The sequence below is a fragment of the Pseudomonas sp. GW704-F2 genome (assembly GCF_059423025.1).
Window position 1 is genome coordinate 61565 of sequence record NZ_JBWKXO010000023.1, and the last position, 15826, is coordinate 77390.

Here is a 15826-nt window from a genome sequence, read left to right on the forward strand (position 1 = left end):
CGGGGTTGTTACCAAGCCGGTCCATTCTTGGACCGGCTTTTTATTGCCTGCGATTCGGTCCCGGATCACGGGCAATAAAAAGCCCGCCGCAGCCCAAGGCCGTGGCGGGCGATTGATCGAACCGGCTTATTGCAACGGATCGAGCGGCGCGTTCGAGACCATCGACGCCGCAGCCGGCACACCGATTTCAGTCGGCAGGCCATCTTCCGCCGCGACCACGTCGCGCACCTGATCCCAATTCACCCGCAGGTGATTGGCCAGGTCTTCACGCTTGAGCAGCGCGTTGATCACCGCGGTGTGCTTGTCGACCACCGACGGCGTGCCATCGTCGTTCAGCGGCGTATGCGCTTCGAGGTAGACCTTGCCGCCACTGCTGCCGAACTTGTAGGCATCGTTGATGATACGCACCGGAGTACCCACCGGTACCATGCCGGCCATTTCCAGCACGTTATTGTTGAACATGCGGAAGCAGCCGTGGCTGGTACGCGTGCCGATACCGAACTTCATGTTGGAGCCGTGGATCAGGTAGCCCGGCGTGCCCAGGGTGAACTTGAACGGCCCCAGCGGGTTGTCCGGGCCGGCCGGTACCACGTTGGGCAACGGATCGCCGTTGGCGGCGTGCTCGGCCTTGATCGAAGCGGGCGGCGTCCAGGTCGGGTTCGGCGTTTTCGCGACAATGCTGGTATGGGCGATCGGCGAGCCCCAGCCTTCACGACCAATCCCCAGCGGGAAGGTGTAGACGACGTTCTGGCCCTTGGGGAAATAGTAGAGCCGGTATTCGGCAAGGTTGATCACGATGCCTTCGCGGGGGCCCGGCGGCAGGATGAACCGCGTCGGCAGGACGATCTCGGTGCCCGCCCCCGGCAACCAGGCATCGACGCCCGGGTTGGCGGCGACCATCTCCGAGTAGCCCAGGTCGTAAGTGGTGCCCAGGTCGGCAAACGTATCTTCGTACTTGGCCTTGATCACTTGGACCTGGCCGACGATGTCTTCGCCCGGGGGTGGCAGGGGCAACTGCAAGGCCGCTGCGGAACCCGCCGCACACAGGGCGGCAAGAGACAGGCAGCAGGTGACGGCGGAAAGGCGCGACAACATCCGGAAAATCCTTCGCAGAACAACGTGTAGGTAAAAAGCGATTGTATACGCGATGCGGGCTTCAAGCTGCAAGCTCGTAGCGCCCCTCACCACTCGAAGCGCAGCTCCGGCCAGATCGGCGGCGTGCCACGCTTTTGCGACTCCAAGATGGCACGGCACAGGGGGCACAGGCGCTGATCCTGGAAAATCGAGCGATCCACCGCCGACCAGCGTGGCTGAGCCGGCAACAACGTGCCGCAGAGCGTGCGATCGATCGTGCCGCCCAGCTCCAATTGACGCGTGACCAGATGCACCCGGACTTCCTGGCAGGCGAACAGATCCAGCTGCTCGTCCGGCTCGATCAGTTGGTAATTAAACAGGGACCAGGCAGGACGCGACATCGAGGGCTCCAAATCGGGGGGGCGCCACCTTAGCCGAAAGCCTGCCGGTAGAAAAGCGTCATAACAGCGGTTTTAGCGTCGGCCAGACATTTTCCAGCAACTTACCCTGGGCGCCGACCGCCGGGTGCAGTTGATCGGCCTGCATCAGCTCGGGATGACCGCCTACGCCGTCGAGGAAAAACGGTACCAACGGCACGCTCTTTTCCTTGGCCAGGGCCGCGTAGACCCCGGCAAATGCCGTGGTGTATTTCGGACCGTAGTTAGGCGGCAACTGCATGCCCAGCAGCAGGACCTTGGCGCCGACCGCCTGGGACTGCTCGATCATCGACGCAAGATTTTGTTTCAATTGCGCGGGCGGCTGTCCACGCAGGCCGTCATTGCCGCCCAGCTCGATAATCACCAGGTTGGGCTTATGCTCCGCAAGCGCCGCCGGCAGCCGCGCGAGGCCTCCGGCGCTGGTGTCGCCGCTGATGGACGCGTTGACCACTTTATCGTCGAAACCTTCGTGTTTGAGCCGCTGTCCCAACAAGGCTACCCACCCTTTGCTGGTATCCAGTCCGAAACCGGCACTGATACTATCGCCAACGATCAGGACTGTACCCGCCGCTGCGTTCTGGGCCATGCACATCAAGGCCAGGCCAGCACTCAAAAACCACATTCGCATCGGATTCTCCATGGGCGCAAGCATTCTCATCGCGCGAAACCTTAGCAAAGTGGTTCCCAGCGCGGAAGGTGAACTGACTATCCTGCACGAACTGAGCCTGGAACTGAACAAGGGCGATAGCCTGGCTATCGTCGGTGCCTCCGGCTCCGGCAAGTCCACCCTCCTCGGTCTGCTGGCCGGCCTCGACCTGCCCAGCAGCGGCGAAGTCATCCTCGCCGGCCAAGCCCTGAGCAGCCTCGACGAAGACCAGCGCGCGCGCATCCGCGCCGAGCATGTGGGCTTCGTCTTCCAGTCATTCCAACTGCTCGACAGCCTCAACGCCCTGGAAAACGTCATGCTGCCGCTGGAGCTGGACGGCCGCAAAGACGCCCGCGAGCGCGCCAGGTACCTGCTCGAACGGGTCGGCCTGGGCCAACGCCTGACCCACTCGCCACGCCAACTCTCCGGGGGTGAGCAGCAACGGGTGGCGATCGCCCGCGCCTTTGCCGCCGAACCGGACGTGCTGTTTGCCGACGAACCCACCGGCAACCTCGACAGCCATACCGGCGAGCGCATCAGCGACCTGCTGTTCGAACTGAATAAAGAAAGCGGCACGACCCTGGTCCTGGTCACTCACGACGAGCGCCTGGCGCACCGTTGCCGACGCCTGATCCGCCTTGAAGCCGGCCTGCTGGTCGCGCCCCTGGAGCCTTGATGGCACGCTTGCCGCTGTTGCGCCTGTTTAGCCTTGCCCTACGCCAATTGCTGCGCGATGCCCGCGCCGGCGAATTGCGCGTGTTGTTCTTCGCCCTGCTGGTGGCCGTGGCCTCCAGCACCGCCATCGGCTACTTCGGCGCACGCCTTAATGGCGCCATGCTGTTGCGCGCCACCGAGTTCCTCGGCGCCGACCTGGTGCTCGAGGGCAGCTCACCCGCGCGCCCCGAGCAAATCAGGTCCGGGATCGAACTGGGCCTGGATCACGCACGCGTCGTCGAGTTTTCCAGCGTTATCGCCACCGATAACGGCATCCAGCTGTCCAGCATCAAGGCGGTCAACGAACAATACCCGCTGCGCGGCGAACTGAAGAGCGCAGCCGCGCCATTCGCTGACGAAACCGCGGGCGGCGGCCCGAAACCCGGCGAAGCCTGGGTGGAGGCACGGCTGCTCACCGCACTCGACCTGAAAGTCGGTGACAGCATCGACGTGGGCATGAAGTCCCTGCGCCTGGCGCGTGTGCTGACCTATGAACCGGACCGCGCCGGCAATTTCTACAGCCTCACGCCACGGGTGATGATCAACCTGGCCGACCTGGGCGCCACTGGCGTCGTCCAGCCCGGCAGCCGCGTCAGTTACCGCGAGCTGTGGCGCGCAGCCCCCTCAAGTACGGCACTGCAAACCTATCGTGACCTGATCGAGCCGGGCCTCGCGGCCAACCAGCGCCTGCAGGACTCGCGGGATGGCAACCAGCAGATCGGCGGCGCCCTGGGCAAGGCCGAGCGCTACCTGAACATGGCCAGCCTGGTGGCGGTGTTGCTGGCCGGTGTGGCCGTGGCGTTGTCCGCCAACCGTTTCGCCAGCCGACGTTTTGATGCCAGCGCGTTGTTGCGCTGCCTGGGTTTATCGCGGCGTGAAACCATGCTGTTGTTCAGCCTGCAACTGAGCGTACTCGGCCTGTTGGCGAGCCTGGCCGGCGCCCTGCTGGGCTGGCTGGCGCAATTTGGCCTGTTCTATTTCCTGCACGACCTGCTGCCGGCGGACGTACCGCCCGGCGGGCTGCTGCCGGCCATTGCCGGGATCGGCACCGGGCTGGTGGCCCTCGCCGGTTTCGCCCTGCCACCGTTGGCAGCACTGGGCCGCGTCCCACCGCTGCGCGTGTTGCGGCGCGACCTGCTGCCCATCCCGTCCAGCACCTGGATGGTCTACGGCGCGGCGCTGCTTGCCCTGGGCCTGATCATGTGGCGCCTGAGCCTCGACCTGGTGCTGACCTTCGCCCTGCTCGGCGGGGGCGTGGTTGCGGCGTTGATCCTCGGTGGCCTGCTCCTGCTGCTGTTGCAGAGCCTGCGCCGCCTGCTGGCCCGGGCGTCCCTGCCGTGGCGCCTGGGCCTGGGCCAGTTGCTGCGTTATCCGTTGGCGGCGGCAGGCCAGTCGCTGGCGTTCGGCTTGATCCTGCTGTCCATGGGCTTGATCGCCCTGCTGCGCGGCGAATTGCTCGACACCTGGCAAAACCAGCTGCCCAAGGATGCCCCCAACTACTTCGCGCTGAACATCCTGCCCGCCGACAAAGACGCCTTTGGCGCTCGCCTGCTCGAACTGCAGGCACAATCGGCGCCGCTGTATCCGGTGGTGCCCGGCCGGCTGATCAGCGTCAACGGCGAGCCCGTGCAGGCGATCGTCAGCAAGGACTCCAGCGGCGACCGCGCAATCCAGCGCGACCTGAGCCTGACCTGGGCCGCCGACCTGCCGCCGGGCAATGCCCTGACCGCGGGTACCTGGTGGTCACAGCAACCGGGCGATGAAATACCGGGCGTGTCGGTGGAAGCCAAGGTTGCCGAAAGCCTGAAACTCAAGCTCGACGACCACCTGGTGTTCACCGTGGCGGGCGAAACCCGTGAAGCGCGGGTCACCAGCCTGCGCACCATCAATTGGGATAACTTCCAGCCCAACTTCTTCATGATTTTCCAGCCTGGCACCTTGAAAGACCTGCCGGCCACCTACCTGACCAGCTTCTATCTGGCCCCCGGCCATGACCGGCAGATCATCGACCTGTCCCGGGCCTTCCCGGCGGTCACGATCCTGCAAGTCGAGGCCCTGCTGGAACAGCTGCGCAGCATCCTCGCCCAAGTAACGCTGGCCGTGGAGTATGTGCTGCTGTTCGTGCTGGCGGCAGGGATGGCGGTGCTGTTCTCCGGCCTGCAGGCCACCCTGGACGAACGCATTCGCCAAGGTGCGCTGCTGCGTGCGCTGGGCGCCGAGCGCAAGCTGCTGGTGAAGGCCCGACGCATCGAGTTCGGCCTGCTCGGCGCCGTCAGCGGTTTGCTCGCGGCGCTGGGCACCGAACTGGTGACCTGGGTGCTGTACCGCTATGCCTTCGACCTGGCCTGGCACCCACACCCGTGGTTGCTGTTGCTGCCGGTGATCGGTGGCGTGCTGATCGGCGCTGCCGGGGTGTTCGGGACGCGCCGCGCGCTGAATGCCACGCCATTGGCGGTATTGCGCGAAGGCTGAGACGACAATGGCCCGCGCGTCACAGACCGCGGGCCACCATTGTCTATTTCACATACTCGATAGCGGTGATCCACCAGCACACCTCGCCGTTCGGCGTCTGCACGATGGCCTCATCGTCGACTTGCTTGCGCAGCAGCGCCCGCGCCATCGGCGAGTCGATGGAGATGTAGTCCATGCGTTCGTAGATCTCGTCATAGCCGACGATGCGAAAACGCTTGGTTTCGCCCTGCTCGTTTTCGATATCGACCCAGGCACCGAAAAATACCCGCCCTTCCTGTTCGGGCATGTACTCCACCACGCGCATGTCTTCCAGACGCTTGCGCAGGTAGCGCACCCGTCGGTCAATCTCACGCAGCAGCTTCTTGTTGTACTGGTAGTCCGCGTTCTCGCTGCGATCCCCCAGGGAAGCGGCCCAAGTCACCTTGCGCGTGGTGTCTGGACGCTTTTCGCGCCACAGGTAATCCAACTCCTTCTTCAGCGCCTCATGACCTTCTTTGGTAATCAGCTTGGTACTCAAACGTGTGCATCCCCAGGCAATGTCCATTGATTCCAATACGCCGCGGCATGCAGGCCCCGGCGTCGACGAACAGAGGGTGATGATAAATGAACCGGGGAAAGTAGCCAGACCCTCTGACGCCTCGCATCACAGCTGGATTGCGCCCGGCTCACTGCTCGCTTGAACCAGCTCATTCCTGGCCAGGCCGTCCAACGCCTGGTCGAGTTCAAAGAGAATGGCATGCACATTCTGGCGCAACCCTGGTAACTGCACGAGCAGCGCCGCCAACGCCTGCGCCTGCAACTGCACGGCGCCCTCCTCCTGCACCATGCGACGGGTCAGTTCCTGGCGTTTTTGCTCAAGCTCCGCCAGCCCTCGCTGCAGTTCAACCTGGCGCTGTTCGAGCGCTTCTTCGCGCTTTTGCATTGCAAGTTTTTGCTGGGTCAGTTCCTGGGCGACACGCGCGAGGTTGGTCAAGGTGCTGTCCACCTCGAACAGTGAATTGTGTTCTGCCTGTTCGTTGGATGCCGGCGGCGCACTGGGTGCAACCGCGACGACCGGCGCAGCAGTTGGCGCCACGACCGCGGGCACCTGCCGCTGAGGTTCAGCCAGCCCCTCGATCACCACGGGCAAGACCTTTTCAGGCTCCTTGGTGACTTTGGGAGCCGAGACCAATTTGGAAGAAAAACGAATGGACGGGACAATCAGCGTAGGACTTTCAATCGCCTCTGACGCAGGGGCCGATGTGCCCAAGGTAATCACCTTCATCACCAAGGCTTTCTTGATGTTCATTGAATGATGATCTTCGGGCCTGGCGGGCGGCAACTTGCAGCCTTTCAAGTCGACAAAGTGATAGGGAATCTGGCCGTCGCCGACGCTACCCGACTTGGTACCGGAAGCGGCCAGGGTCAGTATTTGTTTAAACACCCGCATCGCAACTTGCAGATCCTCTTGGGTATCCACCCCACCCAAGAAGTAGCGTTCAACTTTCCTACGCAATGCTGCGACATATACCCGGGAACTACCCGGCTCTATTTCTTCATCCAGGCTGTACACAAGAAAGTTCGACTCGATCTGGGGAACAGCAAAACCACAGAGCAGAGCACCGTTGACCGGCGCATCCTCACCAGAGCGTTCAAGAACTAGGGTACGTAGAAGCATCATAGTAATCAGGCCTCATGACAACAAGCAAAGCGTATATAAACATCAGATAAACATCCGACCATCAACATGCATTTATCACTCAACGATTGTTTCAGCGAGGTAACAGACTGAACGTAGGACTTCTCTTATTAAGATACTTCAGCGTTTCCAAGCACTGTACATTGAACGTACCATTTTTAAACCCGAGCCCTATATCACTCAACAAAGGCGCTTGCCTCTTCATTCTTCTTGCCTCATCAACCGAACAGAAAAGCATAATGATCGAGATAAGCAACCTCACAAAATACTTGAACAAAAAGAGTGTAATCAGCGATGTCTCATTTTCTGCCAAACGCCAAGAGTGCCTTGGTTTATTTGGATTGGAGGGGGCAGGTAAAACGACACTTTTAAAAATGATCGCCGGCGCCATCCAACCCTCCTCGGGGCAAGTGCGGATTCTGGGGCTGGATACACACACACACGGCTATCACGCACGCAAGGCAATAGGCTATCAACCCGAATCCGGTGTCAGTCACCCGACTCTGTCGGTCAAGAACCTGCTCAAGTTCATCGCCACCGTTCGGGGATTCCAAGGCGCGGAGCGACGCAGGCGGGTGGATCACGCGGCCAGCCGACTCGAACTCTGGCCAGTCCTCGATTACCCGATCAACACCCTTCCCCCTGGTCTGAAACGCAAAGTCGCGTTTGCCCAGGCCCTGCTGCACGACCCCGACGTGCTGTTGCTGGACGAACCCAGCGAAGGGTTGGCGCCCCATCAGCAAGGCAAGATCAGCAGGCTTATCCAGTCGTTGGCCGACGAGATGACGATCATCGTTGCCTCACGCGATTGCGAAGCACTGGCCGGCGTCTGCACCCGCGCCCTGGTCATTGGCGGCGGGCGCCTGTTGGCGGACACCCCGATGCCCGAGCTGCAGCGCAGTTCCCGGCACTTTCGCGCGGTCACCCTGGCGGCGGAGTCAGCCCTGGATTTACTGGCGCTTGCCGTACTGCCCGGCGTGGCAGGTATCGAAGAAGACCGGCACGGCCCGGGCACGGTAACCGTTCTCGCCATGCCGGGACACTCCATCTACCCCGCCATCTGCGCATTGATTGCCAACCGACGCTGGGAAATACACTCACTGAATCTGGAGCCAGGCCGCCTGAACGATGTCGTTCACCACCTGAGCCAGGAGGCATCCCATTGAACCTGCTGCCATCTGTTTTCAAACGCCAGCTTGCCAGCTATCTATCGGCACCTGCCACCTACCTGAGCGTTGCGCTGTTCCTGTTGCTGTCGACCTTGCTGGGGTTGCACACCAGCCAACTGCTGGAGCGCAGCAGCAGCGATTTGCAGGGCTTTTTTCAATGGCACCCGTGGTTGTACCTGTTACTGATCCCTGCGCTGTCGACTCAACTTTGGGCGGACGAGAACGAGACAGGCTTTGGCGATTTCATGAAAACACTGCCTGTGCGGCCCGCCGAACTGGTTATTGGGAAGTTCCTCGCCGCCTGGGTCGTGGCGGGCCTGGCATTATTACTGACATTCCCCATCGTGACGGTGGTCAACTTGTTGGGCAGTGCGGACAACCGGGTCATCGTCTCCCAATTCCTGGCCAGTTGGTTATTGAGCGGAAGCTATCTCTCAGTGGGTGTTTTTATTTGCGCACTGACCCGCCAGCGCCTGGCCATTTTCATATTGACGCTGAGCCTGCTGTTATTGGCCAGCGGCGTGTCTTCGATATTGGATGCACTGGAGCGTCAAGCGCCCATCTGGATCATCGACAGTTTGACATCTCTCAGCCCACTCCTGCGTTTTGGCCTGATTGATCACGGGACACTTACCTTTCAGGACGGCGCGTATTTCATCAGCATGATCATTGCTTTTCTTGCTGCGACGACCGTTATCCTCAACTACAAGAACAGCTGAGAAGGAACACTCTCGATGCGATATCCATTGCGCACCGGCATGACACTTAGCGTCATACTGCTGCTGTTCCTCGCATTCAACCTGGTATGGGTAGTCAAACTTCCTGATTTACGCCAGGACTTTTCCCAACAACAGACCAATACATTGTCACCCGCGGCATTGCACTTGCTCACCACACTGGAAAGTCCACTGGACTTCTATTATTTCAATTCAAGCATACCGGCCAAAAAAAGCATCCTGAAACACTATGCCAAACGCGTTGAAGAAAAACTCAGGGCGTTCGAACACGCAGCAAACGGCAGGATCAATCTGCACATTATCGATCCCACTCCCTTTTCAGAGGATGCCTACAAAGCAGGACTGTATGGCCTGCGCGATCAACCGGGGTTCTTCGGTCTTATCGGCGCTCGGGAAGGGCAAACCGCCCAACGCATCGAGTCGTTCAACCCGGAGAACGAGCCGCTGCTGGAGTATGAAATCAGCCACTTGATCACCCAGTTGCTGCACCCCGAGCCCGCGATCGTCGGGCTGTTATCAGGGTTACCGGCCGGCGCATCCATCGAGCCGCTGGTACTGGAATTGCACCGACATTTCGACCTCCTGGAGCTGGAGCCGACCGCCGATCATGTGCCCTCACGGATTAAAACCCTGATGCTGGTACATCCACGCGGGCTGCCGGAAAAAACACTGTATGCGATCGACCAGTTCGTCCTGGGCGGCGGCAAACTGCTGATGTTTATCGACCCCCTCGACAAAGGCGGCTCAAAGACAACGTCTTCCGCCACCCGGTTAGACGGGTTGCTCGCCGGCTGGGGGGTCAGCATGCCGAGCAACAAAGTGCTGGTCGACCCCACCTATGCCCCGTCGGAACATCAACCGGCCACATTCACCCTGCCACGCCAAGCAATGAATACCCGCGATGTCAGCACCTGGAAGCTGGGCACAGTGACCGTGTCGAACAGCGGCGCCCTGTTTTCCCTGGATAAAAGTCGCGCCATCTTCACGCCGCTGTTGCGCAGTTCCAGACAGTCGTTACTGATCGATTCAGACGCCGTGGGCAGTGCGTTACCCACGCGTGGCGAGCCTCACGTGATCGCTGCCCGCCTCGAAGGGCCAGCCTATTCGGCGTTTGCCGACGGATTTGGCGGGCGGCCGCCGGGGTTGCAGAAGGCGGCGCAGATCCATGTGGTCGTGGTTGCAGATACGGATATGTTGAGCGAGCCTCCCGGCGAATCCGCGCGAAATGCCAACAAACTGTTTGTCATGAACGCACTGGATAACCTCGCCGCGCCGCAGGCCCTGGCGGACATTCGCCCGCGCGCGGTGGCCGGCCATTCATTGAAGCTGCTGGCGAAGCGGCGCGAGGCTGCCGAACGCGCCTATCGGGATCAGGCTGCCGAGCTGGAACGGCGCCTGGCACGAACGGAAAAGGAATGGCAGCGCCTTAACCCCGACGTCACGGCCCTGGGCACGGAGTCGGTCGATACCAGTACCCAGTTGCAAGCGCTCAACAAGGAACGCCTGCGTCTACCGATGGAACTGCATACGCTGAAAAACACGCTTTACGCGCCGGTGCAGCGCCTGGAACGCAACGTAAAACTGCTGGTGATTGTGCCGTTGCCGGCACTGCTGTGCCTGATTGCCTGGGGGCTGTTTCGGCGGCGGCGTCGTCGCTGGCCGGTGCCGCCGTCGGCGTTTTATTGAGGGCTCAGCGCCGCGCGATCAAACCTTGCCGGGCAATGCGCGTCAGTTGGCGGATCACCTCAGCCGCGTCACTGGCGCTGGGCGCCTGGATCACCGCAAGGTCAAAGCTGTTGCTGGCAAAGCGTGCCAGGGAATCGCCATCTTCGACAAATTGGATCAGGAACGCCGAGGGCCGCCCGCCCCGACGCGGCCAGCCGTCCAGGTAACGCAACAGCGTCGGCTGGTGCTTGCCGCCCAGGAGAATTCTCGGATTGCGTTGAGTCAGCTCCGCAGTGATCGGAGCCAGGCGTATGAGGGGGCGTGGTGCATTCATCGTGTCGTGTCTCTGCCTCAAAAGTCTGCGGGCAGGTGAGAGGCAACACCGAACCAGCGCTTTAGCGGTATTTCGAAGCCGGCGTCTGCAATGAGAACTGGCTTCTGTCGGGCTGCATCGAGTCCCAGTGGCGCCCCGCAATTAGCTGTTTAAATCGGCGCATAACCAACATCCTAGAGAAGCCGATGGGGCGGTGTCAAGAATCCCGCGCAACGAAAAGGCCCGCACATGGCGGGCCTTCTCCAGCGGTTACAGACCGATCAGTGGGTGATGGCGCGGTCGGCGGACAGTTTGCCGGCACCTTCGAACAGGACGGCCAGGGAGCCGCCGAGCAAGGCCAGGGCGAACTCATAACCATTGTTCGCCATGAACAGACCGTTATGGATATGCACCGAGAAGATCGCCACCAGCGACAGGATCGTCAGGCCCAAGGCCGCAGGGCGTGCCAGCAGGCCGATGATCAAGGCCAGGCCGGCGAAGAACTCGGTACCGCCCGACAACAAGGCCATCAGGGTGCCCGGCGCCAGGCCGATGCTTTCCATCCACTGCGCGGTGCCCGCCAGGCCGTAGCCGCCAAACCAGCCAAAGAGTTTTTGCGAACCGTGGGCAGCGAAGATGATGCCGACGACAATGCGCAGAATGGTCAAGCCATAGCCGGCGCGGGTGGACAGGATGCTTTTGATCAGTGGGCTCATGGGGATAATCCTTTTCAGAGTAGGGGTTGGTTGGCCGCTATATTAATCAGTTTAGGCAATGATAAAAGCCGAAAAAATGCCTGATTAATATCTATAAAATCGATCACTTGCGCGAAGCGATTTTCGGCTCCAACGCCGACGGCTCCAGGGAGTCCCGCTCCCGATCAAACGCCAGGTAGTACTTGTTGACGCTATTCACATAGCTCACGCCGCTCATCCCCACCTGCTCCATGGCAATGCGCTCCACCTGGAAGAACCACTGATTGGGGTTCAACCCACGCCGCTTGGCTTCGGTACGCATGCCTTGCACGCGTTCCGGCCCCATGTTGTAGGCCGCCAGCACGAACGCCATGCGCTCACGCTCGTTGAGCTTGGGGCTGGCGAAAAACTTGCGGCGGATCATCGACAGGTAACGTGCGCCCGCCTGCACATTGCTGTCGAGATTTTCGATATTGTTCACGCCCACCCGCTGCGCCGCCGAAGGCGTGATCTGCATCAGGCCGGTGGGGCCACCGCTGCTGCGCGCGCTTGGGTCGAGGGCGGACTCCTTGAAAGCCAGCGCGGCGAGGTTCAACCAATCCATGCCTTGCTCGCGCGCATGTTTTTGCAGGATCGGGCGCAGTTTCTCCAGGCGCTGGCGGTCGATGCGGGCCAGCGGGTTGCGCACTTGGTAAAGGCGTCGATAAATGCGCTGAAACGCCACGTCCTGGTCGGACGGCGTGCGGTAGGTCTTGAGGAAGCGATCAATACTCGCCCGCAGCATCGCGGCGTCCTGCCGCACGAACCAATACTCTTCGCCCGGCTCATTGATCACCACTTGCTTGTCGAAGCGCAGCTTGGGCAGGATCTTCGACCAACGTTCGGCGATGGGCTTCTCGACGATGGTCAGGTGAAAGATGCCGGCCTGGACCATCTCCAGCACGTCCTCCACCGCCAGGCTCGGGTCGACCCACTCCACCTTGATCGGCGGCTGCTTGTGCAGGGCCAGTTTCTGGTTGACCTGGTTGATCGCATCCGCCGCCGCGCTGCCGGTGGTCAGCGCCAATGTGCGCCCGGACAACTGCTCCAGCCGGGTGAACCGGCGCTCGCCCTTGACCCCCACCAGCCATAACGGCACACCGCTGGCAATCGGGTCGCTCGCACTGATCTTGTGCGTGGCCTTCACTTCCAGCAATTCCCCGGGGGCTACCAGATCGCCTTCACCCCGCGCCAGCGCACCAAGCAGTTGGTCCTTGGCCTTGGGGATGACCTTCAGATTGATTTCCTGGCCATCGCGGGCTTGGTCGTTGAGGTACTGCTCGAACGCACGCAGGCGATGGTATTCGACACCAATGGCCTGGCCCTGGATTTCGCCGGAACTGTTGCGGCTCTGGTTGACCAGTACGCGCAGGGTACGACTGGAGCGAATCTCGGCCAGGTCGCGCACCTTGCTCGGTTTGGTCACTTCCAGCGGCCCGTCCAGCCGCGCGACCGCCGCCATGGGCAGCGATAACGTCAGGCACAACATAAGCAACGCCGAGGGTCGGATCATCCGCTCTCCGGAAAGAATACTGGCCAGCACCTTCGCGAAAAACGAGGGGCTGGAGGTCAGAAACAGAGCGCTTTATGCGCTGACAAGGCACGCAACGGCGGCACCAGGATAGGCGATAGACCCACCACAATGTCACTTGCGACGTTCAAAGACAGCTATAACTCGTTGTAGTTCTAGGTTTTTCTTATAAATCTACAGCTCTGATATGCTTTCCGGCCGCAGGCGGAGATAGCACCATGCAACTCATTGATATCGGCGTCAACCTGACAAACCCAAGTTTCGACGAGAAGCACCAGGCCGTTCTCGAGCGTGCGTATGCCGCCGGCGTGCAACAATTGGTGCTCACCGGCACCAGTGTCGACGGCAGCGAACAGGCCCTGCAATTGTGCGAAAAGCTGGATGAAAGCGGCCAGCGACTGTTCTGCACCGCCGGCATCCACCCCCATTCCGCCAGCGACTGGAACGGCGACAGCGCCCAACGCCTACGTGGTTTGCTCAACGACAGCCGCGTGCGCGCGGTGGGCGAATGCGGGCTGGATTTCAACCGCGACTTCTCACCGCGCCCGCAGCAGGAAAAAGTCCTCGAAGAACACCTGGCCCTGGCCGTCGAGCTGAAACTGCCGGTGTTTCTCCACGAACGCGACGCCAACCAGCGCCTGCTGGAGATCCTCAAGGATTACCGCGATCACTTGTCCGCCGCCGTGGTGCATTGCTTCACGGGCGAGCAGCAGGCGCTGTTCAGCTACCTCGACCTCGACTTGCACATCGGCATCACCGGCTGGATCTGCGACGAGCGCCGTGGGACGCACCTGCATCCGCTGGTCAGAGAAATTCCTCGGGGCCGCCTGATGCTGGAAAGCGATGCGCCTTACCTGCTGCCGCGCACCCTGCGGCCCAAACCGAAAAACGGCCGTAACGAACCGGCCTACCTGCCGGAGGTGCTGCGCGAAGTCGCCCTGCACCGCAACGAAAGCCTGGAAGACCTGGCCCAGCACAGCACCGCCTGCGCGCGTATTTTTTTTGGCCTACCCGCTGTGGTTTGATGTGGCGTATTGACCCATATCAAAGTGGTATTTTTTCAGTAGCGGCACAATAATGGCACCTTGCCAATGCTGTTTCCGCTATCAGAGAAAAACCTTCTATGGGTGCCTGGCTTAGCAATATCTCGCTGAAATACAAATTCTGGGCCGTCAACGCGGTCGCCTTTATCACCACGCTGCTGTTGGTGCTATACGCTGTGCATCTCGAACAGCAGTCGCGCAGCCAGGCGTCCCAGGCCTCGGCACAAGCCCAGGCGCGCTTGCTCAGCGCCTGGCCGGCCGACAAGGCGCTGCCCAAGGGCGAGGCGTGGCTGACGTTTACCCGTGGCCAAGTCCCACAGTTGGTCGATCAAGATCTGTCAGACTTGAGCAGTGCCAGCGGCTGGGTCGAACTCAATCACCTGCCCTTGTTCGGCGAAAACCCGTTGATGGGCGCTGAAGTGGTCGCCCGCGCCGACGGGCAACAGGTCGCCGTGCTCGCTTACGCGCCAAGCCTGAGCCAGGTGTTCAGTGAGCGCTTCGCCAACTACGCGGTGGCGGTGCTGATCCTGATGCTGGCGATGCTCTGCGCGTCGCAGCTGCTGATCCGCTTCCTGCTCAGCCAGCTCAACACCCTCAAGGACGTGATGCTCCACGTCGAGAAAACCGGCGACTTGTCGGCGCGTGTCCCGCTGGCCTGCAAAGATGAAGTCGGGCAGATGGCCAGCGCGTTCAATGCCATGCAAGCCGGCTACCAGCGAGTGGTCAACACCGTGGCCAGCACCGCCAAGCAACTGGATGAGGGCGCGGCGCGCCTGGCCAGCAGCATGAACGAGGTGCAGCACGGCATGCTCGGCCAGCAAAGCGAAACCGACCAGGCCGCCACCGCCATCAACGAGATGACGGCCACCGTCCACCACATCGCCCAGCACGCCGGCGCCACCCGCGATTTGTCCCAGACCGCCGACACCCTCGCCGGCAGCGGCCGCGAAGTGGTGGATCGGGTACAACGCTCAATCGCCGGGCTGTCTAGCGGCGTGCAACAGACCGCCGAGATGATCCAGAAACTCGCCGAAGACAGCCAGAAAATCAACGGCGTGGTCAGCGTGATCCACAGCATCGCCGAACAGACCAACCTGCTCGCGCTCAACGCCGCCATCGAAGCCGCCCGCGCCGGGGAGATGGGCCGCGGTTTCGCCGTGGTCGCCGACGAAGTGCGCAACCTGGCCAAACGCGTGCAAACCTCCACCGACGAAATCACGCTCATGGTCTCGGCGCTGCAAGCCGGCACCCGCGATGCGGTGGACTTCATGCAAGAAAGCTCGTTCAAGGCCGATGACTGCGTGCAACAGGCCCAGGAAGCCGGCGCGGCACTGGCCGAAATCACCGGCGCCGTGGCGCAGATGCGCGAAAGCAACACCCAGATCGCCGTCGCCGCCGAACAGCAGAGCCATGTCGCCGAAGAGATGAACCGCGCCGTGGTGAGTATTCGTGATGTGACCGAGAACACCGTGCAGCAGACCGTGGATTCGGCCACCACCAGCAATCAGCTCGCCACATTGGCCGGGGAGTTGAGCAAGGCGATTGGCCAGTTGAAGCTATAAGCAATACAAGGCGAGGCTATGGCCCCCATAGCCAGCCTTGATTCGCCGCGC

15 protein-coding genes are annotated in these 15826 nt (G+C 61.4%); 7 read left to right on the plus strand and 8 right to left on the minus strand.

Annotated elements, in window-relative coordinates:
- Positions 1-126: 126 nt before the first annotated feature.
- From AC07W0_RS19595 to AC07W0_RS19605, 3 genes are all read right to left on the minus strand, one after another.
- Positions 127-1095, minus strand: a complete 969-nt coding sequence (locus tag AC07W0_RS19595; protein ID WP_017849528.1) for a L,D-transpeptidase family protein — start codon at positions 1093-1095, stop codon at positions 127-129.
- A gap of 86 nt (positions 1096-1181) precedes the next feature.
- Positions 1182-1475: a hypothetical protein gene (locus tag AC07W0_RS19600; protein ID WP_017849529.1), complete on the minus strand. Its 294-nt coding sequence runs from the start codon at positions 1473-1475 to the stop codon at positions 1182-1184.
- Positions 1476-1533: 58 nt separating this feature from the next.
- Complete coding sequence (locus AC07W0_RS19605; RefSeq protein WP_026140353.1) at positions 1534-2139, minus strand: arylesterase; 606 nt, start codon at positions 2137-2139, stop codon at positions 1534-1536.
- 10 nt (positions 2140-2149) lie between these two features.
- On the opposite strand from AC07W0_RS19605, the gene AC07W0_RS19610 reads away from it, so the two are divergent.
- Positions 2150-2833 (plus strand): ABC transporter ATP-binding protein, encoded by a 684-nt coding sequence (locus tag AC07W0_RS19610; protein ID WP_017849531.1) that lies wholly within the window; start codon positions 2150-2152, stop codon positions 2831-2833.
- A complete protein-coding gene (locus tag AC07W0_RS19615) occupies positions 2833-5343 on the plus strand; it encodes an ABC transporter permease (RefSeq protein WP_102617957.1) in 2511 nt (836 codons plus the stop codon). The genes AC07W0_RS19610 and AC07W0_RS19615 overlap by 1 nt, the downstream gene beginning before the upstream one ends.
- Positions 5344-5386: 43 nt before the next feature.
- Here the strand turns inward: AC07W0_RS19615 and greB are convergent, their stop codons facing one another.
- Together greB and AC07W0_RS19625 are read right to left on the minus strand one after the other, a co-directional pair.
- Positions 5387-5860: a transcription elongation factor GreB gene (greB, locus tag AC07W0_RS19620; RefSeq protein ID WP_026140354.1), complete on the minus strand. Its 474-nt coding sequence runs from the start codon at positions 5858-5860 to the stop codon at positions 5387-5389.
- 126 nt (positions 5861-5986) lie between these two features.
- Positions 5987-7003, minus strand: coding sequence for a hypothetical protein (locus tag AC07W0_RS19625; protein ID WP_102617956.1), 1017 nt, complete (start codon positions 7001-7003; stop codon positions 5987-5989).
- A gap of 257 nt (positions 7004-7260) precedes the next feature.
- On the opposite strand from AC07W0_RS19625, the gene AC07W0_RS19630 reads away from it, so the two are divergent.
- From AC07W0_RS19630 to AC07W0_RS19640, 3 genes are read left to right on the plus strand one after another with little or no spacing between them, the layout of a single operon-like run.
- Positions 7261-8187 carry an ABC transporter ATP-binding protein gene (locus AC07W0_RS19630; protein ID WP_046483446.1) on the plus strand — a complete coding sequence of 309 codons (927 nt, stop codon included), beginning with the start codon at positions 7261-7263 and terminating at the stop codon, positions 8185-8187.
- On the plus strand, positions 8184-8909 hold the full coding sequence (locus tag AC07W0_RS19635) for an ABC-2 transporter permease (RefSeq protein ID WP_102617955.1): 726 nt from the start codon (positions 8184-8186) through the stop codon (positions 8907-8909). The genes AC07W0_RS19630 and AC07W0_RS19635 overlap by 4 nt, the downstream gene beginning before the upstream one ends.
- A 15-nt stretch (positions 8910-8924) precedes the next feature.
- Positions 8925-10613, plus strand: a complete 1689-nt coding sequence (locus AC07W0_RS19640) for a Gldg family protein (RefSeq protein WP_046483453.1) — start codon at positions 8925-8927, stop codon at positions 10611-10613.
- A gap of 4 nt (positions 10614-10617) precedes the next feature.
- Here AC07W0_RS19640 and AC07W0_RS19645 read toward each other — a convergent pair whose 3' ends face one another.
- The 3 genes from AC07W0_RS19645 to AC07W0_RS19655 all read right to left on the minus strand — a co-directional run bounded on the left by AC07W0_RS19645 (position 10618) and on the right by AC07W0_RS19655 (position 13152).
- A complete protein-coding gene (locus AC07W0_RS19645; protein ID WP_017848810.1) occupies positions 10618-10926 on the minus strand; it encodes a hypothetical protein in 309 nt (102 codons plus the stop codon).
- 260 nt (positions 10927-11186) lie between these two features.
- Positions 11187-11621, minus strand: a complete 435-nt coding sequence (locus AC07W0_RS19650) for a DoxX family protein (protein WP_017848811.1) — start codon at positions 11619-11621, stop codon at positions 11187-11189.
- 103 nt (positions 11622-11724) lie between these two features.
- Positions 11725-13152 (minus strand): MltF family protein, encoded by a 1428-nt coding sequence (locus tag AC07W0_RS19655; RefSeq protein WP_026140250.1) that lies wholly within the window; start codon positions 13150-13152, stop codon positions 11725-11727.
- A gap of 236 nt (positions 13153-13388) precedes the next feature.
- On the opposite strand from AC07W0_RS19655, the gene AC07W0_RS19660 reads away from it, so the two are divergent.
- Positions 13389-14195, plus strand: coding sequence for a TatD family hydrolase (locus AC07W0_RS19660; RefSeq protein ID WP_046483457.1), 807 nt, complete (start codon positions 13389-13391; stop codon positions 14193-14195).
- A gap of 98 nt (positions 14196-14293) precedes the next feature.
- On the plus strand, positions 14294-15775 hold the full coding sequence (locus tag AC07W0_RS19665; protein ID WP_102617954.1) for a methyl-accepting chemotaxis protein: 1482 nt from the start codon (positions 14294-14296) through the stop codon (positions 15773-15775).
- The last annotated feature ends 51 nt before the right edge of the window (positions 15776-15826 follow it).